This window comes from Phocaeicola faecium, assembly GCF_014837055.1.
Taxonomy (GTDB): Bacteria; Bacteroidota; Bacteroidia; order Bacteroidales; family Bacteroidaceae; genus Phocaeicola; species Phocaeicola gallinarum.
In genome coordinates this window covers 288,439-308,125 of the sequence record NZ_JACSPQ010000006.1, presented here as the reverse complement: position 1 = coordinate 308,125, position 19,687 = coordinate 288,439, and the positions used below count along the sequence as shown (strand labels likewise).

General features: G+C 45.2%; 16 protein-coding genes. 10 read left to right on the top strand and 6 right to left on the bottom strand.

Features of this window, described 5'->3' with window-relative positions:
* Positions 1-18: 18 nt before the first annotated feature.
* A complete protein-coding gene (locus H9626_RS08865; protein ID WP_191710256.1) occupies positions 19-1,269 on the bottom strand; it encodes a pseudouridine synthase in 1,251 nt (416 codons plus the stop codon).
* Between the two features lie 54 nt (positions 1,270-1,323).
* A complete protein-coding gene (purB, locus tag H9626_RS08860) occupies positions 1,324-2,670 on the bottom strand; it encodes an adenylosuccinate lyase (RefSeq protein ID WP_178256869.1) in 1,347 nt (448 codons plus the stop codon).
* A gap of 227 nt (positions 2,671-2,897) precedes the next feature.
* Between purB and H9626_RS08855 the strand changes: the two genes are divergently transcribed.
* The 5 genes from H9626_RS08855 to H9626_RS08835 all read left to right on the top strand — a co-directional run bounded on the left by H9626_RS08855 (position 2,898) and on the right by H9626_RS08835 (position 6,036).
* On the top strand, positions 2,898-3,074 hold the full coding sequence (locus H9626_RS08855) for a DUF4250 domain-containing protein (RefSeq protein ID WP_178256853.1): 177 nt from the start codon (positions 2,898-2,900) through the stop codon (positions 3,072-3,074).
* 163 nt (positions 3,075-3,237) lie between these two features.
* Complete coding sequence (gene proC / locus H9626_RS08850; RefSeq protein ID WP_191710244.1) at positions 3,238-4,011, top strand: pyrroline-5-carboxylate reductase; 774 nt, start codon at positions 3,238-3,240, stop codon at positions 4,009-4,011.
* 18 nt (positions 4,012-4,029) lie between these two features.
* Entirely contained in the window at positions 4,030-4,257 is a 228-nt protein-coding gene (locus tag H9626_RS08845; RefSeq protein WP_191710243.1) for a hypothetical protein, read from the top strand.
* 472 nt (positions 4,258-4,729) lie between these two features.
* On the top strand, positions 4,730-5,113 hold the full coding sequence (locus H9626_RS08840) for a GntR family transcriptional regulator (protein WP_178256856.1): 384 nt from the start codon (positions 4,730-4,732) through the stop codon (positions 5,111-5,113).
* A 2-nt stretch (positions 5,114-5,115) separates the two neighbouring features.
* Positions 5,116-6,036: a slipin family protein gene (locus H9626_RS08835; protein WP_191710242.1), complete on the top strand. Its 921-nt coding sequence runs from the start codon at positions 5,116-5,118 to the stop codon at positions 6,034-6,036.
* An 81-nt stretch (positions 6,037-6,117) separates the two neighbouring features.
* Here the strand turns inward: H9626_RS08835 and H9626_RS08830 are convergent, their stop codons facing one another.
* From H9626_RS08830 to H9626_RS08820, 3 genes are all read right to left on the bottom strand, one after another.
* Positions 6,118-6,687 (bottom strand): hypothetical protein, encoded by a 570-nt coding sequence (locus tag H9626_RS08830; RefSeq protein ID WP_191710241.1) that lies wholly within the window; start codon positions 6,685-6,687, stop codon positions 6,118-6,120.
* A gap of 221 nt (positions 6,688-6,908) precedes the next feature.
* Positions 6,909-8,258, bottom strand: a complete 1,350-nt coding sequence (locus H9626_RS08825) for an MATE family efflux transporter (protein ID WP_178256859.1) — start codon at positions 8,256-8,258, stop codon at positions 6,909-6,911.
* Between the two features lie 194 nt (positions 8,259-8,452).
* On the bottom strand, positions 8,453-10,027 hold the full coding sequence (locus tag H9626_RS08820) for a sulfatase family protein (protein WP_191710240.1): 1,575 nt from the start codon (positions 10,025-10,027) through the stop codon (positions 8,453-8,455).
* 392 nt (positions 10,028-10,419) lie between these two features.
* On the opposite strand from H9626_RS08820, the gene H9626_RS08815 reads away from it, so the two are divergent.
* From H9626_RS08815 to H9626_RS08795, 5 genes are all read left to right on the top strand, one after another.
* The gene (locus tag H9626_RS08815; RefSeq protein WP_191710239.1) at positions 10,420-12,588 is read left to right on the top strand and encodes an alpha-N-acetylglucosaminidase; all 2,169 of its coding nucleotides are present in this window, start codon (positions 10,420-10,422) and stop codon (positions 12,586-12,588) included.
* Between the two features lie 12 nt (positions 12,589-12,600).
* Positions 12,601-13,686: an acyltransferase family protein gene (locus H9626_RS08810; RefSeq protein WP_191710238.1), complete on the top strand. Its 1,086-nt coding sequence runs from the start codon at positions 12,601-12,603 to the stop codon at positions 13,684-13,686.
* An 11-nt stretch (positions 13,687-13,697) separates the two neighbouring features.
* Complete coding sequence (locus H9626_RS08805) at positions 13,698-16,010, top strand: GH92 family glycosyl hydrolase (protein ID WP_191710255.1); 2,313 nt, start codon at positions 13,698-13,700, stop codon at positions 16,008-16,010.
* A gap of 37 nt (positions 16,011-16,047) precedes the next feature.
* Positions 16,048-17,451, top strand: coding sequence for a glycoside hydrolase family 28 protein (locus H9626_RS08800; protein WP_191710237.1), 1,404 nt, complete (start codon positions 16,048-16,050; stop codon positions 17,449-17,451).
* 208 nt (positions 17,452-17,659) lie between these two features.
* Positions 17,660-18,940: a FimB/Mfa2 family fimbrial subunit gene (locus H9626_RS08795; protein WP_191710236.1), complete on the top strand. Its 1,281-nt coding sequence runs from the start codon at positions 17,660-17,662 to the stop codon at positions 18,938-18,940.
* 103 nt (positions 18,941-19,043) lie between these two features.
* Here H9626_RS08795 and H9626_RS08790 read toward each other — a convergent pair whose 3' ends face one another.
* On the bottom strand, positions 19,044-19,625 hold the full coding sequence (locus H9626_RS08790; RefSeq protein WP_191710254.1) for a DUF3109 family protein: 582 nt from the start codon (positions 19,623-19,625) through the stop codon (positions 19,044-19,046).
* Between the last annotated feature and the right edge of the window lie 62 nt (positions 19,626-19,687).

Genomic DNA, 19,687 nt, shown 5'->3' with positions numbered 1-19,687 from the left:
CAAGTTTATTTTTATCAATTATTCAAAAGACCCCATGCGGAGTATGTTGACTTCTTTTTCGGTGAGGTAACGCCAGTCGCCCCGACGCAATCCCTTTTTGGTAAGTCCGGCAAAATAAACGCGGTCGAGCTTCACCACACGATATCCCAGCGATTCAAAGATACGGCGGACGATACGGTTCTTACCTGAGTGAATCTCGATACCTACTTGTGATTTGTCTGTATCCGAAGCATAGCTTACGGCATCGGCATGGATTTCGCCATCGTCGAGCGTAATTCCGGCAACAATCTTATCAAGGTCTGCCTTCGTTACGTTTTTATCACAATATACATGATAGATTTTCTTTTTCAAGAACTTCGGGTGAGTCAGCTTAGAAGCCAAATCGCCATCGTTTGTGAGCAGCAGCACACCAGTAGTATTGCGGTCGAGACGGCCTACCGGGTAGATGCGTTCCTTACAAGCTCCTTTTACCAAATCCATCACGGTTTTACGTTCTTGCGGGTCATCGGAGGTAGTCACACAGTCTTTAGGCTTATTAAGCAGCACATACACCTTACGTTCGATAGATACAGGCTGATCGTGGAACTTCACTTCGTCGGTACGTTTGATTTTGGTTCCCAGTTCTGTTACCACTTCACCGTTTACCGATACCACACCTGCGGTGATATATTCGTCTGCTTCACGACGCGAACAGATACCTGCGTTAGCCAAAAACTTGTTCAAACGTATCGGTTCGTTCGGGTCGGTCAGTATATCTTTATATTCTATCTGTTTCTTCTTGCTGTACTTGGCGTTCGGGTTATAATCGGCAGTACGCGGACGATATCCTCCTTGCGGGCGACCATAACCTCCTTGATTTTCATTGTTGAACCGCGGACGATACTGCGGACGATAGCCGTTATCGTTTTGCTGTCCGCTGTTATAACGCGGGCGATACGGGCGTTGTTCTCCACCTTCCGCATTGTTAAAGCGCGGACGGAACGGGCGTTGCTCTCCACCTTCCGCATTATTATAACGCGGACGATACGGGCGTTCGCCGTAATTGCGCTGCTGACGGTTTTCGCCGTCGTTGTTGTTAAAGCGCGGATTATACGAAGAACGATACGGACGCTCATTTCTGTCGTTGTTGTAATTCGGGCGACGTCCGTAGCTTCCGCCTTCATAACGATTGTTTCTGTTATAACCTTCTCTGTTGTTGTAAGACTTGTAACCATCACGGTTAGAACGGCTGTATCCGCCTTCCTGTCTGTTCTCTTTTTCTTCCATAATCTTTTTACTGTTTAGTTTTTATTTATCATCCCCCTCTCGGGGTAAATCATTTTATTACATGCCTGTATAGTTATGCGGCGTAATCGCACGCAGTTCTTTTTTTATTTCTTCGCTAACGTTCAGTGTTTCGATAAATTCTTTGATAGATGCTTCGTTGATGGCTTGGTTAGTCCGAGTAAGCGCTTTCAGTGCTTCATACGGATGCGGGTAAGCCTCGCGGCGCAGAATGGTTTGAATGGCCTCTGCCACCACGCTCCAGCAGTTGTCTAAGTCTTCGTAAATCTTATGCTCGTTCAGCAACAGTTTGCCCAGTCCTTTCAGCGAACTCTGAATGGCAATCAAGGTATGCCCGAACGGAACGCCTACATTGCGCAATACAGTCGAGTCGGTCAAATCGCGCTGCAAACGAGACACCGGCAGCTTGGTTGACAAATGTTCAAGAATGGCATTTGCCACACCCAAGTTTCCTTCAGCATTTTCAAAGTCGATAGGATTTACTTTATGAGGCATTGCGCTTGAGCCTACTTCACCTGCTTTAATCTTCTGTTTGAAATATTCCATCGAAATATATTGCCAGAAGTCGCGGTTCATGTCTATCATGATGGTATTGATACGCTTCATGGCATCGAATATGGCTCCCAAATTGTCGTAATTCGAAATCTGAGTGGTATATTCTTCGCGTTCCAAGCCCAATTTCTCGGCTACAAATTTATTACCGAATGCTTTCCAGTCGTATGCCGGATAAGCCACATGATGGGCGTTGTAGTTACCCGTTGCCCCACCGAATTTTGCGGTAATCGGACAAGCTTTCAACACTGCCAACTGGCGGTTCAAGCGGTATGCGAACACCATGATTTCTTTTCCCAAGCGAGTGGGAGAAGCCGGCTGTCCGTGAGTTTTAGCCAACATAGGAATATCTTTCCACTCTTCGGCATAAGCCGTAAGCTGGTCTATCAGCTTCTGAAGCTGCGGATAATACACTTCTTCCAACGCATCTTTTATCGACAAGGGTACAGAAGTATTATTGATATCCTGCGAAGTGAGTCCGAAATGGATAAACTCTTTATAAGCCTCCAGTCCGCCCAACTTGTCGAACTGCTCTTTTATGAAATACTCCACAGCCTTTACGTCGTGGTTCGTCACGCTCTCTATTTCTTTGATGCGCGCTGCATCGGCTTCCGAGAAGTTGCGGTAAATGTCGCGCAACTGCTCAAAGCGAGCGCAATCCAACCCTTGCAGTTGCGGCAACGGCAACTCGCAAAGTGCGATAAAATATTCTATTTCTACTCGCACGCGGTATTTAATCAGTGCATATTCTGAAAAATAGGCAGCCAAAGCTCCCGCTTTGCCCCTGTATCGTCCGTCGATGGGAGATACGGCAGTGAGTAAATCAAGTTCCATCATATTTTTAAGATTTGATATCTGTATAACCTCGTAAATTTTAGGTTACAAAGGTAATGCTTTTTCCTGATTTGACAGGACTTGCGGCCGAAACTTTAGTATTTATTTCATGAATATTCCCTATTTTCCAATCCGTGTGGCGCACTGTCGAAAAATTCGCGCCGAAGCGAATAACGGAACGGGATATTTTGTAATTTTGCCCCCGAAACAATTAACTGAGAAAGAATATGGAATTACCGAAAGACCCCATGATGTTGTTCAGCGTGGTAAACATGAAGCTGCGCGACTTTTATCCTTCGCTCGACGCGCTGTGTGAAGACCTCCATGTGAGTAAAGACGACATTGTCAGCCGCCTGAAAGAAGCTGGTTTTGAGTATAACCCCGAACAAAACAAGTTCTGGTAAACGGACGTCGGCCCTACCCACACTCTCCCCTCACCGCCCTTGCCGTCAGACACTGCGGACTTCATTTGAAAAAATCTTTCCTCCGGCGAAAAAATCGGCTCAAAGCGCCCAACCTATTTCTTTTCCGATTATATTTGTAACAAACATAAAAAGCGGAAACATCATGAAAGTAGCGATTATAGGAGCAGGCAACATGGGCGGAGCCATCGCACGCGGACTGGCTAACGGCCATTACATCAAGGCGGAAGAAATCACTGTATCTAACCCCAGCCAGCCTAAGCTGGACCTACTGAAAGCAGAGCATCCCCATATTCATATTACAAACAGCAACAAGGAGGCTGCCGAAGGAGCAGACATTGTAATTATTGCCGTAAAACCGTGGAAAGTGGAAGAAGTACTGAAGCCTCTGCGCCTGCGCCAGCCGCAAATACTGGTATCGGTGGCAGCAGGACTTACATTCGAAAACCTTGCCCACTTCGTCGACCCCGAAATGCCGATATTCCGCGTTATCCCCAACACGGCAATAGCTGAGTGTGCAAGCATGACGCCCATCGCGGCACGTAACGCATCAGACGAACAGATAAAAATGATGATTGACCTGTTCAACGAAATGGGACTTGCCATTCTGATTGAAGAAAAACAATTTGCTGCAGCCACGGCACTTACTTCTTGCGGTATCGCTTACGTATTAAAATATGTACAGGCAGCCATGCAAGCGGGTGTGGAAATGGGGATTCGCCCTAACGACGCAATGAAAATGGTAGCCCAAACCGTAGAAGGGGCTGCACAGTTATTGCTGAAAAACGAACATACACACCCCGTACTGGAAATCGAGAAAGTAACTACACCGGGCGGAATTACCATCAAAGGAGTAAACGCGCTGGAGCATGAAGGCTTTACTTCTGCCGTCATCAAGGCACTGAAAGCAAGCGTATAACTTTATTAACCGTCGACTATGAAACGAAATATTCTCATAACAATGGGCATCCTCATCTTGGTAGGATTTGCCGTACAAGGAATTTTCGGAGCTGTGGCAGGAATATTTGTCGCTTCTATCATCGGAGTCGTATACGGAGCGATGAAACGAGATAAACTACTCGTAAAGTGGTCTTCCATAACACTGGTTATCACAATTCTCTGTGTTATCCTTTTCTATGTAGGGCTGATAAATTCTGATATGTGAAATATACCCAAAAACGCTACCGTTAGCGTTATGCATTTCATGCGGATGCGTTGACCATTTCTATGGGTAGAGTTGACCGGTTCTACCCATAGAATTTTTCATGCTTCCGCCCTATCTGTAAAACGCTTAAAACAAGAACATTATAAATTTACGGCCACTCCCTGCATTCTTAAAAGCTGTTTTGAATTTATCGTGCGATGATTTGGGATGAGTTTTTGAGGAATTTTCGCTTCTGTGATGAGGAAGATAGCGGGCTATCTGACGAAGAACAGGAGCGAAAAGGACCAAAAAATCGCCCAAAGCACACACGAAAACAAACACATCAAGCCAAGAAAAACTTTTTGGAGAAATTCAAAACAGCTTCTTAGCATAGGAAAAGCAAGTTTTTATCTGAAAGAAACAAAAAAACGGATAAAGACTTGCTTTTTTCAATGCTATAATATATATTTGTAATATTCAAATAATACAATATATGATTAAGTTTATATTAGATTACTCAAACGGAACTCCCATCTATCGCCAAATCATCGACCAGATACGGTTTGGGATAGCTTCCGGTCAGTTGAAAGTAGGTGAACAACTCCCTACTGTAAGAGCCCTTGCCGTCGAACTGAAGGTTAATCTGAACACGGTATCTAAAGCCTACAAGGAACTGGAGATTAAAAACATCCTCACTACCCAACAAGGTTCGGGGACGTTTATCAATCAAGCAGACCATGTAATCCAAGAAGGAGAGCGCGAAAACAAATTGAAAGAAATCTGCTCTCAGTTCTCATCTGTGGCGTTAAGCTACGGATTCAGCATCGAAGAAATTATCCGTGAACTAAAAAGCATCAAGAACTTTAAAACCTTATAACTATGAATGTGAATGTAAAAAACAAAGGATGGGCCAACCCCATCTCCATTTCCGTACTGGTAATTCCCGCCCTCATCCTGTTTGCCCTGCACAGCCTGATGGTTATCAACTCGATTGTGGCACTGTCCGGAATCTTGGTATTCGGTTTGCTGTCTGCGTCTATCCGCGTAGCCGACCAATGGGAACGCGCTGTAGTGCTCCGCATGGGTAAATTCAATGGACTGAAAGGACCCGGCCCGTTTTTCATCGTGCCGATTATCGACCAAATATCAGCATACATCGACCAGCGTGTAAGAGTCAGCGCGTTTAAAGCCGAACAAACATTGACTAAAGACACCGTACCGGTCAACGTGGATGCCGTAGTATACTGGACGGTCTGGGATGTGGAAAAAGCAGCCTTAGAGGTACAAGAGTACCAGAAGGCTATTGAGCACATCGCCCAAACCGGACTGAGAGACACGATAGGCAAACACGAACTCGCCACTCTGCTGCAAGAGCGTGACAAAATAGCGGAAGACTTGCAACAGGTTTTAGACAACAATACCAATCCGTGGGGCATTACCTGCCAGACAGTAGGTATTAAGGATATCGCCATCCCTGAAGACTTGGCAGAGGCTATGAGTAAAGAGGCACAGGCGGAACGCGAACGCAGAGCCCGTGTGATTTTGGGTACTGCCGAAACAGAGATTGCCGAGAAGTTTGCACAAGCCAGTAAAGAATATACCGACAATCCGGTGGCGCTCCATCTGCGAGGCATGAATATGTTGTTCGAAGGACTCAAGGAAAAAGGTTCGATGGTTATCGTACCCAGCTCGGCGTTAGACACCATGAACTTGGGAGCAATGGGCGGATTGGTTTCACTCGCCAAGATAAATGAAAAGACGACTGAAAAGCCTGCCGAACCTGTGCAAGCCAGCGAGTAAGCACGATTGACTTTACAGCGCCGTTCTGCCGCCCCTTACGGCAGAACGGATATGCTTTCACCTGAAGATACGGAACGGCTCTTAAAATGAATAACCAAAACCAAAGTAAGGGAATATATCAGGAGATCGGTCTATGGCGTGCTGCCCTTTAAAGCTGAAAGATGGGTTCAAGCCCACTCTGAACAGGAATCCGCCTGCCGACTGGTATCTGTAACCGATGTCCGAAAAAAAGTAGTACGCAAATCTCTTTTGCGAAAATGATCGGATTTCCATGTCTCCCGACGGAGTGTCCCACATATAGACTTCTTCCCATTTATAGAATCCGGGACTCACTCCCAAGCCCAACTCAAATTTATGTTTTTTCTTTCCGATAAGGTAGTTCACCCCTACGGGGAAAAATACACCCTTGTTCAAAGCTCCATCAGAGAACAATGATTCTAAGGATTGATAGTATGCCACTCCTACCCTATATCCCCAGTTAGAACCGGACTTCACCCTCGAATCGTAAGAAACTCCGATTGTAGTGGAAGCTCCCAGCAGTTCAAGATAAATACTTTTATTCTTTTTTTGGGCTACCGAATCACTCTTTTGAGCAAACCCCACTGAAACACACAGTGCCAATAAAACAAATAAACATCCTTTTTTTATCATAATTATAGTCGATTTAAACGTTATAAAGTTACGCCAAATAGCTGACAACGCCATTGGTAAAACCTGTTTAACATCTTGTAAACCGACTATATAATATTCTGATTATCAGGCTATGAAAGAAAGAAAAACTTGTAACATGATATTTATGCCTTGTAACCGACTATCATACCACGCGACTTGCCCGTATCCCGACCTGTATTTCCGGGTGATGCTTACAAATGTTACTTCACAAATCCTTTCTTCGCCCACTTCAAACTATTCCAACGCTTCACGAAGATAATGGCACGGATATTTTCATCCAACAGAAAAGCACACCACATACCTACCAATCCCCATCCCATGTGGATGCCGAACAGATAGCTGAACCCGACCGATACCGTCCACTGAACAATCAGCCCGACATAGAAAGGATAATTCACATCACCTGCCGAGCGCAACGCATTAGTGGCATAAATATTTACGGCACGCCCGATTTCCACTACTACATCCACAATCAAGATTGTGACGCCAAGCCGGATGATTTCTTCGTTATCAGTCAGCCAACTGAAGATAGCATGACCGCATATCGCCCAAATGCAAGACAGAATTAATGACACAAGGATAGAAAGCCTCATCACGTATTTGCCCAAGAGATAAGCAGCGCGAATTTTTTTCTGCCCTACCAGATGTCCGATGCTGATTGCTCCACCCTGAGCCATCGCAATGGCAAACAAATACACAAACATCGTCGTGTTGACAGTATACGTACGTGTAGCAAGCGCACTGTTTCCAAGTATGTTTATCAGATAAGTAATGACCACTTGCGAAAAGCTGTACGACATATTCTCTCCAGCCGAAGGAAGTCCTACCTTTAACAGATTCTTCAATTCAATCCACGGGAAAGGACGGAAATAGGCACGAGGGAAAGAAGGTATATGCTTACGGAAAAGAATCACAAACAAAACGACCATGCTTACCCCGCGGGCGAATGCCGTAGAGATAGCTGCCCCCTCTGCTCCCAAAGCGGGGAAGCCGAATTTACCGAAAATCAGCGAATAGTTTCCAACAATATTCATAATGTTTACCAACACCGTAACAAGCATCGGATAAATCGCCTTGTTTGCACTACGCAACGAAGCAGAGATAGTAAGCGATATGGCTTGAAAGAAAGCAAACGCTCCCACGATTTCCATATAACCGATACCATATTTCAACAACTCCGGACGCAATCCCATCCATCCAAGCAAGGTAGGCGCACCAAAATACAGGATACCGCTCACTATCAATCCTACAACCAGATTAAGCAAAAGTGATACACCCACTACCTGCACCATCTTTTCACGCATCTTTGCACCCAAATATTGCGAACAAAGCACAGATGTACCAATGTTTATCACCTCGAATACGAGGAAAGCAAACATAACAATCTGGTTTACCACACCCACTGCCGCTACACTCTCATCAGAATATTGGCTCAGCATAATCGTGTCAACTGCGCCGAGCATCATAATCAGCAATGTTTCAATGAATATCGGTACGACTAATTTTGTCAATCCTTTGCGGACATTTGCTTGTTGAATAACCTGTTCCACTTCTTTTACCTTTTTTCGGGGTGCAAAATTACTACTTTTTTTCGTCCCCGATTCTATCTGCAAGACGCAATTCTACAAAAAAAACAAGAGCCTGTTCAAATTTTCCGAGAAGGTAAATTCAACAAGCCCTAAAGGTTCTGCGGTAAAAGAATCTGTACAAAAGCATTACCCTCGCACGGAACAGCCTGCCACAGTTAAAAGTAAGTTTCCATTATCTGCCTCATCTCCGGATATTTTTCGTCTGTATCACCAAATTCCTTTCTGAGGCGGAGCAAATCCTGCTTCATCTGCTTAATAATCGGTGCATACTCTCTATCATTGTATGCATTATGATTTTCCTTCGGATCTTTCTGCAAATCATAGAAATCCCAGCAGGGAACAAAAGAGAAATCTTCTGTATCTGTCATATCCAGATTCCGTCCGTAATAGAAAATCAGCTTATAACGGTCGGAACGAATGCCGAAATGTGCCGGACGGATGGCGTGATTAGTCCAATAACGATAGTAAATCTCCTTACGCCAATCTTTCGGCGTATTACCACATAAATTATCAGCAAAGCTGCGCCCTTGTACATTGGTCATCTCCACTCCTGCAAACTGCGCCAAAGTAGGAGCAAAGTCAATGTTCAACACCAAATCTTTCAGTCGTTTTCCGGCAGGGATTTTCTTCGGATAACGAATAACGAAAGGCATACGAGCCGATTCTTCGTAAAACATCCGCTTGTCAAAAAAACCGTGTTCGCCCAAGAAATATCCCTGATCAGACACATACACCACTATCGTATTATCAGCGATGCCCATCTCGTCTAAGGCTTTCAGAAGTTTCCCTATATTATCGTCAACAGTCGCTCCACAGCGCAGGTAGTCGCGGATAAACTTCTGATAAGCAGCCTTGCGTGCCGCCGTTTTATGCAATCCTTTAATACTGAATGGCAATTCCGGATAACGACACCACCATTTGTCAGGGTCTTTAGAGGCAATCTCCCAGCGGCGCGCCAACTCCTCAACCGTTTGCCCCACAAACGAACGCCCGTTTGTTTCAGGTCCCCAATCCAACAGATTTTCCGGTTCGGGGAATGTCACCCCGTCATACAAATGCTCCATCCGTATGGGAAAATCATACGGTTCGTGAGTAGCCTTAAAGTGACAACACATCAGGAAAGGCGTATCCTTGTCTTGTTCTTTCATCCATTTTATAGCCTTTTCCGTAACCAAGTCGGTAGAAAAGCCCAATATCTTCTCACCGAAGCGTCGGTTTCCCGGCCACGGGTCTTTACTGTCTATAAAAACAGGGTCACGATATTCTCCTTGGTCATAGAACACAGAATAGTAGTCAAATCCCTGAGGCTGCGACTGGATATGCCACTTCCCTACCAGCCCGGTATGATAACCTGCCTGCTGTAAGGCAGTAGCCAATGTAGGGATGGAAGTAGCCAACGAATCATTTAGAGTGTACAGACCATTCCGGTGACTGTACATTCCTGTCAGAATACTTGCCCGGCTGGGAGCCGAAATAGAGTTAGTACAAAAACAATTATCCAGCACCACCCCTTCAGACGCCAGACGTTTGATGTTGTCATTCTTCGCATAATCAGCCAGCACACCTCCGTAAATGCCCCACGCCTGCGAGGTATGGTCATCGCTCAAAATAAAAAGGATATTAGGACGTTGTCCAGACGATTCTGCCGCACTTGGCTGCTGTTGTGCCGCAATATATCCAACCGGAAGAAGCGTCAATACATTTAATACTGATAAAGATTTAAGATTCATATTACCCTCTGTCTTTATTACATAACTTTGAAACTGTTTCTGGCTGCTTAAATTCTACCACAAGCCCAATCTATTTACATCACAAATGTAGCAAATTAAAAACAAATACACCCTCCGTTATTCTATGTCTGATAACAGTCAAAATTTCTATTCGGAAGACAGGGCAATCCTATGGGTAGAACTGCATGATTCATCCGCATGAAACACTTAAAACTAACGGTTGCGTTTTACGACGAAAAACACGGCTGTGTTTCAGACAGATACACGAGGGGATAAACCGCATAATTTAAAGCGGGTTAAAACTTCTGCACTATATTCCTCTTTTTCTTTACTATTTTCACCCTGCTTAATATTTCTATCTGCTACTTTTGTAAAAACCTAATTTCACTACCATGAGAATAAAACATTTTCTACTGATAGGGATTGTTGCATGTTTCCCTTTTATGCTGTCGGCTAACCCGATAAAAGATTTATTGGAACGCATCGAACCGGGTGCGTCAGGCAGATTTATCGTTCAACTTGAAAAAAACGAGGGAAAAGATTTCTTTGAACTCGACCAAAAGGGAGACAAAGTGGTTATACGCGGAAATACTTACGTCAATATTGCTACGGGACTGAACTGGTATCTGAAGTATTATGCCGGTATTCATCTTTCGTGGAACAACATGCAGGCTCACCTGCCTGCCTCATTGCCAAAGGTTGCCCGCCCTGAACGGCACGAAACGGACCTGACGCTGCGTTACGACTTCAATTATTGCACATACTCGTATACGATGGCTTTCTGGGACTGGAACCGCTGGGAAAAGGAAATAGACTGGATGGCGTTACACGGCATCAACCTGCCACTTGCAGCCGTAGGTCAGGAATGCGTGTGGCGCAATATGCTGATTAAATTAGGATATACGAAAGAAGAAATAAACCGCTTCATTGCCGGTCCGGCGTTTTTAGCATGGTGGGCAATGAATAACCTTGAGGGATGGGGAGGTCCGAATCCCGACAGTTGGTACACACAGCAAGAAGCGCTACAAAAGAAAATATTAAAACGTATGCGCGAATACGGCATCGAACCCGTTCTGCCGGGCTATTCGGGCATGGTTCCCCACGATGCCAATAAGAAGTTGGGACTGAACGTTACCGAACCGGAATTATGGAATGGGTTTACCCGCCCGGCGTTCCTGCTTCCTACCGACTCGCGGTTTGCTGAAATTGCTGCGCTGTATTACGACGAACAGAAAAAGCTATTCGGCAAAGCGAATTATTATTCCATGGACCCATTCCACGAATGTGAAAACGCCGGAAGTATTGACTTCGACGCTGCCGGGAAAGCTGTATTAAAAGCCATGCACGAAGTTAATCCGAAAGCTGTATGGGTGGTTCAGGGATGGACGGAAAACCCGCGCCCCGAAATGATTAAGAACTTAAAAAACGGCGACTTACTTATACTCGACTTATTCAGTGAATGTCGACCCATGTGGGGAATACCTTCTATATGGAAACGTGAAAAAGGGTATGAACAACACGACTGGCTGTTCTGCTTATTGGAAAACTTCGGAGGAAACGTGGGCCTGCACGGACGTTTCGACCAACTGCTGAATAATTTTTATCTGACGAAAAACAATCCGCTGGCTGCTCATCTGAAAGGTATCGGGCTGACGATGGAAGGCAGTGAGAATAATCCCGTTATGTTTGAACTGATGTGTGAACTGCCGTGGCGCCCGGAAAAGATTACCAAAGAAGCATGGCTGAAAGACTATCTTTTCGCCCGATACGGCACAAGAGACGAAAAGATAGAACAGGCATGGACGATTCTTGCCAACGGCATCTACAACTGTCCGTTTGGTAACAACCAGCAGGGTCCTCACGAATCCATCTTCTGCGGACGTCCGGGGCTGAATAACTTCCAAGTGTCGAGCTGGTCGAAAATGGAAAATTACTACGACCCGACTTCCACGGAAGCCGCAGCGCGCCTGATGTTGGAGGTAGCCGACAAATACCGGGGGAACAATAACTTTGAGTATGACTTGGTAGACATCGTGCGCCAATCGCTGTCTGACCGCGGGCGCATCGTATATAACCAGACGATTGCCGACTTCAAGAGCTTCGACAAGCGCAGTTTCGCACGCCATTCGCAAGAGTTCCTCAACCTGCTTCTGGCGCAAGACCGCCTGCTGGCAACCCGCAGCGAGTTCCGCGTAGGGCGATGGATTAATCAGGCACGCAGTCTGGGCACCACAAACGAAGAAAAAGACCTGTACGAATGGAATGCCCGCGTACAAATTACCACATGGGGAAACCGTACCTGTGCCGATGAAGGCGGATTGCGCGATTATGCCCATAAAGAATGGAATGGCATCCTGAAAGATTTTTATTACAAGCGTTGGGCTGCCTACTGGAACGTGCTGCAAGATGTACTCGACGGTAAACCGATGGTGAATTTGGATTACTACGCGATGGAAGAACCGTGGACGCTGATGCACAACACGTATGCAAGTCAGGCGGAGGGCGACTGTATCGACACGGCTCGCTCGGTATTCAACAGTGCATTTCCTCTAAACCAATAACTTCAGTAAAGTATGACGACTACAACCCCATCCAAACGACTCTTATCATTAGACGTACTGCGCGGAATGACAGTTTTCGGGATGATTCTGGTAAACAATGCCGGAGGTAAATTGTCCTACGACACCTTGCGTCATTCCGTTTGGAACGGGTTGACTCCTTGCGATTTGGTTTTTCCTTTCTTTCTGTTTATCATGGGAATATCTACCTACATCGCGTTGCGTAAATTTAATTTCCGCCCGTCGGCAAGCGTCATCCGCAAAATACTGAAACGTACCGTAATTATCTTCTTCATCGGATGGGGAATCTATTGGTTCGAATTTGCTTGTGAAGGCGACTTCTTCCCCTTCGATCACATACGTTTCTTGGGCGTACTGCCGCGCATTGCACTATGTTATGGCATCGTGTCTTTGTTGTCGTTATACGTCGGCCACAATTATTTGAAATGGATTGCCGGAGCCCTGCTGTTGGGATATGCTTTCTTGCTTCAGTTCGGGAACGGATATGCCGCAGACGGTACTAATATCTTGAGCATCATTGATACAAAGATATTAGGTTATGAACATCTGTATCACAAAAGTCCTGTCGATCCGGAAGGATTGGTCAGCACCCTTCCTGCCATCGCTCATACCATTATCGGTTTCCTTTGCGGACGGCTTATTTTAGAGACAAAAGACTTAGAGCAAAAAATAATCAAGCTGTTCGTTGCCGGATTCCTTTTGGCATCATGCGGCTTTTTATTGGTAGAATGGCTACCTTTAAACAAACGTATATGGTCTCCCAGTTACGCACTGGTAACCTGCGGACTGGCAGCCATGTTACAAGCTACGTTACTTTATTTCATCGATGAGAAACAAAAGAAATCATGGTGCAAAACATTCGAAATATTCGGTGTCAATCCATTGTTTCTCTATGTGTTGAGCGAACTCACTACCGTAATGCTAAATGTTACGGAACTGAAAACGGTTATCTATGAAGGAATCCACGCCGGTATCAGTGACCCTTATGCCGCCTCAGCCATTTACTCGTTGCTGTTTGTAGGCGTGATGGGGCTTATCGGTTATCCTTTATACAAAAGAAAAATCTACATTAAAATATAACAAAAGCGATGATGAAGAAGCCTACTACATACCTGTTGTTTTTATTGCCGGTTATCGTCTTTACAGCCTGCACGCATCCTGCAACATTCACCGTATCGCTGTTAAGCTATATTGATACGAGGGTGGGCACGGCAGCGAGTGTTACGAAAACCGCAGGCATGTTTGGCAAGCATACCGAAGAATACGGACAGACCATACCGGCTGTTCTCGAACCGAACGGCATGAACTTCTGGACACCTCAAACACAAGATACGGAACTGAAATGCATCGCCCCTTATTACTATCGGGATTCTTTGTTTCAGGGATTCAGAAATTCGCATTGGATTAGTGGAGGTTGTACACAAGACTACGGTTCAATGACCTTGATGCCGCTGGCTGGCAAGTTAAGTTGTACACCTGAAAAACGAGCCACGCTATTTACTCACGACAGCGAAGAAGCCACACCTGCTTACTATTCGGTTTACCTTCCCCACGAACAGATACAAGCAGAAATGACCGGACGTTCACGCTCAGCTATCTTCCGCTTCACATACGGGAAAGAAGGAGATGCTTATCTCGTAGTCAATCCGAACAGCGATGAAGGAGAAGGATATATCGAAGTAGATACGATACATAAGCGAATCTATGGATACAACCCCGTACACCGCATTTATCAGGGATGGGGAGAACCAGCAGGATATAGCGGACATTTTATCATCGAATATCAAAAGAGCATCAGCGATTTCGGTATGTTCCGGAATGACAGCTTATATCCTCAACAAACCAACATACGGTTAGGAAAAGGCATTGGGGCTTACATCCGATTCCACGTAGAAGCCAATGAACAGGTAGTGGTCAAAGCAGCCTCATCATTTACCGACAAGGAAGGAGCGATACGGAATCTTACTGACGAAATACCGCATTGGGACTTTGACCTTACCCGCAAAGAACTGACTGAAATATGGGAGCATCATCTTGCCGGTATAGAGATAGAGACTACAGATACCGTTGCCAAACAAAAGTTTTACGGAGCATTATACCGTGCGTCTTTTCTTCCGCGCACGTTCAACGATACTGACGGGCGTTACCCGTCGTTCGCTTCGGGAAGCCCGATCCGGCAACTTGCTCAAGGGAAAACCTACTACGAGGATTATAGCATGTGGGATACGTACCGCGCCTTGCACCCGCTCATAAACCTGCTTCATCCTTCTAAGGGAGGAGATATGATGCAGTCATTGGTTTATAAATACGAAGAGGGAGGATGGCTTCCTATTTTCCCATGCTGGAACAGCTATACGACTGCGATGATTGGCGACCATTGCATTGCGGCGTTAGGAGATGCTTATATAAAAGGAATACGCAATTTCGATATTCAGAAAGCCTACGAAGCCATGAGAAAGAATGCGTTCGAACATCCGGCATCGGAAGAAGATTATAAAAATGGAATGGGACGCCGTGCGTTGGATTCTTACCTGAAATACGGATATATTCCGTTGGAAGACAGCGTACCCGATGCTTTCCATACCAATGAGCAAGTTTCGCGCACGCTGGAATATGCTTATGACGACTTTGTACTTGCACAAGTGGCCCGACTACTGGATAAGACAAAGGACTACGAACAGCTTTCCTCACGTGCGAAAAATTATCGGAATGTCATTGACCCGCGTACGGGATATGCGCAAGGCAGACATGCTGACGGAACTTTTCTGAATGAAACAAATGCGTTCAGCTTTAACCGTTTTATTACCGAAGGTGCCCCTTGTCACTATACATGGTATGTTCCGCAAGACCCGTACGGACTGATGGAATGTATGGGCGGACCAGACAGGTATATAGCCAAATTGGATTCGATGTTCAGCCAACACCGTTATTGGCACGGCAATGAACCTTGCCATCAGGTGGCTTTTATGTTCAACTACGCCGGACAACCGTGGAAAACTCAAAAAGCGGTCCGTCATATCATGGAAACCGAATATGTAAATGCGCCCGGCGGACTTTCAGGGAATGATGACGCAGGGCAGATGTCGGCATGGTACGTTTTTGCTGCTTTGGGCTTTTATCCCGTATGTCCGGGAACACCGTATTACGCTTTGGCAAGCCCATCGTTTGAAACGGCTGTCCTTCATATTGAAAACGGCAATACATTCCGCCTTGTAGCACACCACGCTTCGAAAGAGAACATTTACATACAAGATGCCGTACTGAACGGAAAGCCTTACACACGAAATTACATTACGCACGAAGATATTATAAAAGGAGGAACAATGGTATTTATCATGGGCGACAAACCGAATAAGAAATGGGGTGCAGCCGCCAGTGATTGTCCGCCTCGCATTTTAGAATAACAAGGATTTATTAAAACTTACAAGAAGTCATTGATATATGAAAACAACAAAACTGATATTTTTTCTTCTCAGTGTTTTCATGTTTGCCGCATGTCAACATCACGAAACGAATGTATACAATATCATGGATTACGGTGCTACAGGAGACGGAAAGACTGACGATGCACAAGCGATACGGAAAGCCATAGAAGCCTGTGCGAGCAAAGGAGGAGGTACGGTTCTTGTTCCGGCTGGTCATACGTTTCTGTGCAGTCCGTTCAAACTGTCATCGTATGTAAACTTGCATCTTGAACCGAACTCGCGCCTGCTGGCTCATCCTGACGAAAGTCTTTATACCGAAAGCGCATTCGGAGAAAACCGGGGAGAAGGCATGATGTGGATAAGCGGGAAAGACCTGACGAATGTATCCATCACCGGAACGGGAATAATTGATGGGAACGGAGTTTCGTTTATGGGCAAAGAATTAGACGATTCGTATGAACTGAAACCGATTACCGATTTCGACCCGCGCCCGCATGTATTGACGCTGACCAACGTAGAGAAACTAATTATCCGCGACGTTACATTCCGGAACAGCGCATACTGGACGGTGCATCTCATTGGTTGCCGGGACGCGCTGATCGACGGTATCTGCATCCGGAACAATTTAAAAATACGAAACGGGGACGGCATTGACGTTGACCATTCAAAAGATGTACGCATATCTAATTGCTTCATCGAATCGGGCGACGACTGTATCTGTTTGAAAAACCGACGGGAGTTTGAACAATACGGGAGTTGTGAAAATATTGTAGTAACAAACTGTACTATGACCTCCCGCTCGTGTGCCATCAAGATTGGTTCAGAGAACATGGATAAAATAAATAACGTTTTGTTTACTAATTGCATCATCAAAGACAGTAACCGGGGTATCGGAATCCAGAATCGTGATGAAGGAACAGTGACAAACGTTGCTTTTACAAACATGATAGTAGACTGCCGCTTATTCTCCGATGTATGGTGGGGAAAAGCAGAACCGATTTACGTCACTTCTTATCCGCGCGCGGTAGGCAACCACAAGGATGCAGGCTGGCGTTTTCCTAAAGGGGCGACACACGGAGCTTGCGGAGAAGTAAGCCAGATTTATTTTAAAAACATTTTGTGTACAAGCGAGAACGGTATCTTCGTGGGAGGAGATACTCCGGAAAAGGTTAACCGTATCTACTTCGACCAAGTTTCGCTCAACTTACACAAGCGGACGAATTTTGAAGGAGGAACCTACGACAAACGTCCTTGCGAAGGCGAAGATTTTCTGAAAGGAAACACTTACGGTTTTTACTTGCATACTGCTTCAAACATCAAGTTAAGTTCCTGTAACGTTGAATGGGGAGACACACGCCCCGACCATGCCGCAGACAACATAAAAACAATCAATACCTTACAAATAACCGTTACTCCTTAACGCGGAGTGACAGATACCGTTGTGAAACGGACTCATTTCTAAATTCCTTTTTTGCGTGCCGGAAGTTGACAAAAGCTTGTCACTTCCGGCATTTTTCTATTGCGAATCATGTAATTCCTACCCGACAGATTTTTATTTCTATGGGAAAGAATATCTATCCGAAGCGTATACATTTTCCGGCAACCTACGTTTACTGTAAATAAAAACAATGAAGAAAATAATCCTCATTCTGTTGCTTGCCGTACTTGCTTCCTGTGGCAAATACCCGATAAGCGAAACCGAAGATGATAAAGAAAGCCATCCGGTTACTTTCAGTTTGTCTAATGAAAAAGATTTGCTTATCACTTATCCGCTTTCGCTATTCATCTTCAACCATGAAACACAAGAAACCGAGCAAAAAGAAATCGCAGAAAACGATTTGCCAATCCAACTCTTCTTACAACAGGCGGACTATACACTAACACTGTGCTCAGGACTTGCAGAAAGTGTATATGAAGTGTCTGCCAACTCTATAAATCTCCGCCAAACCGGTTGTGCCACAACTCCGCTTTTTATAGGAAATACAGCCATTCATCCCGACAAAGAAACAGAAGTAAACCTGACACTTAACCCGGCGGTCGCCTCACTTTATTTTACTTTCCTTTCTCTGCCCGAAACCACAGAATCTGTCATTCTGCATGTTTCGCCCGTCAGTTCGTCTGTTTCGTTCAATGGAGATTATGAAAACGACAATCGGATGTGTACCGTCGAATGCCAAAAGAACGGCAATACATGGACGGCTGGAGAAATCTACGTCTTTCCTTCTGAAAGCACACGGACACGCCTTTCTGTCGAAGTCAAAACAGGCACCGACACGAAAGTCTATAACTACACCTACAAAAAAGCATTACAAGAAGGGCAGCCGTATCGGTTTACCGGAAGTTTTCAGGACGGGATATCACTGGAAGGTGAATTTGAAATAACAGGATGGCAACCCGCCATTGACGTGGAGTTTACATTGGATGAAACAACCGAAGGGGGAGGCAACCAATTACCCGGAACAGACGAAGAAGAAGATTTAGAAACATTCTATGCTGTACAACTTCCCGAAAGCGAATGTATTTGGGGAAGATTTTATGTCTGGAAAACCGATACCGTCATCGCTGACGAAGAAGTTATCGCCACGCTCATCAGTCCCGACCAGTGGTATGTATACGCCGAAGATGCATCTGCCACACTTGCCGGTTATCAAGAAGATGTGTTCGACAACTGGCGCACATTTACTTCCGAAGAAGCCCGCACCTTTCGGGACCAATACGGAGGAGATGTAAACGGATTCAATGAGTTTGTAGAGCCATACGGAATTTACGGATTGAAAAAAGACGGACGTTATCTATGCTGCAACTCCGATTCGACGTTCAGCTTCAGTAACGACCGGATTATAAAGGCAGGAAAAACTGTAAAATACTACCTGCGAGGAGTAAAAAGAGTGAGAATCATTCAAAAGTAATTGCTAAAATTGTCTGTTACATACACAAAAGAGGAAGAATCCTATCAACCTACGTACAGACTGATAAACGGATTCTTCCTCTCCTCTATCGGAAACAAGCCAATCAAATCAGCTTTTGTTTTTGCAATTCGGCTGCCACCGTTTCAAGTTCATCGTACCAAGCCTGACCAAACTTCCTGACAAGCGGTTCTTTCAGAAACTTATAAACCGGCAGGTTTTCTTTCTTACCCAGCAGAACTGCTGCCTTACAGACGTCCCAGCGGTGGTAATTCACCGCCTTAAACGTACCGTAATCGTCAATACGGATGGGGTAAAGATGACAGGAAACGGGCTTATAGAAATCACAACGTCCTTCGCGGAAAGCCTTCTCAATGGCACAATAACAATATCCGCGCTCGTCATAGCAAGTAAAAACGCAGTCTTTCCCATTTACAATCGAAGTAACCAAATCGCCTTCTTCATCGGTATAAACCACTCCCTGTTTTTCAATAACCGCACGGGCTTCGGGCGACAATTCTTCCCAAATTACCGGAAGCACTTCCTTCAGTTTGTCTACTTCATCCGCTTCTACCGGCGCTCCGGCATCTCCTTCAATACAGCATTTCCCTTTGCAGGCATCCAAGTCGCAAAGAAACTTTTCTCTGAACACATCGAAACTTACTACTACATCGCCTATCTGTACCATAGCCAATAAAAAAGTCATTCCGGACAAAGTGAAGAATCTGCCTAAAAACATCTCGCAGATGT

What these genes read in the sequence shown, in the direction of transcription:
- purB (WP_178256869.1), bottom strand. Translation starts at nt 2,670, where the DNA reads ATGGAACTTGATTTACTCACTGCCGTATCTCCCATCGACGGACGATAC.
- H9626_RS08855 (WP_178256853.1), top strand. Translation starts at nt 2,898, where the DNA reads ATGGAATTACCGAAAGACCCCATGATGTTGTTCAGCGTGGTAAACATG.
- proC (WP_191710244.1), top strand. Translation starts at nt 3,238, where the DNA reads ATGAAAGTAGCGATTATAGGAGCAGGCAACATGGGCGGAGCCATCGCA.
- H9626_RS08845 (WP_191710243.1), top strand. Translation starts at nt 4,030, where the DNA reads ATGAAACGAAATATTCTCATAACAATGGGCATCCTCATCTTGGTAGGA.
- H9626_RS08840 (WP_178256856.1), top strand. Translation starts at nt 4,730, where the DNA reads ATGATTAAGTTTATATTAGATTACTCAAACGGAACTCCCATCTATCGC.
- H9626_RS08835 (WP_191710242.1), top strand. Translation starts at nt 5,116, where the DNA reads ATGAATGTGAATGTAAAAAACAAAGGATGGGCCAACCCCATCTCCATT.
- H9626_RS08830 (WP_191710241.1), bottom strand. Translation starts at nt 6,687, where the DNA reads ATGATAAAAAAAGGATGTTTATTTGTTTTATTGGCACTGTGTGTTTCA.
- H9626_RS08820 (WP_191710240.1), bottom strand. Translation starts at nt 10,027, where the DNA reads ATGAATCTTAAATCTTTATCAGTATTAAATGTATTGACGCTTCTTCCG.
- H9626_RS08815 (WP_191710239.1), top strand. Translation starts at nt 10,420, where the DNA reads ATGAGAATAAAACATTTTCTACTGATAGGGATTGTTGCATGTTTCCCT.
- H9626_RS08810 (WP_191710238.1), top strand. Translation starts at nt 12,601, where the DNA reads ATGACGACTACAACCCCATCCAAACGACTCTTATCATTAGACGTACTG.
- H9626_RS08805 (WP_191710255.1), top strand. Translation starts at nt 13,698, where the DNA reads ATGAAGAAGCCTACTACATACCTGTTGTTTTTATTGCCGGTTATCGTC.
- H9626_RS08800 (WP_191710237.1), top strand. Translation starts at nt 16,048, where the DNA reads ATGAAAACAACAAAACTGATATTTTTTCTTCTCAGTGTTTTCATGTTT.
- H9626_RS08795 (WP_191710236.1), top strand. Translation starts at nt 17,660, where the DNA reads ATGAAGAAAATAATCCTCATTCTGTTGCTTGCCGTACTTGCTTCCTGT.
- H9626_RS08790 (WP_191710254.1), bottom strand. Translation starts at nt 19,625, where the DNA reads ATGGTACAGATAGGCGATGTAGTAGTAAGTTTCGATGTGTTCAGAGAA.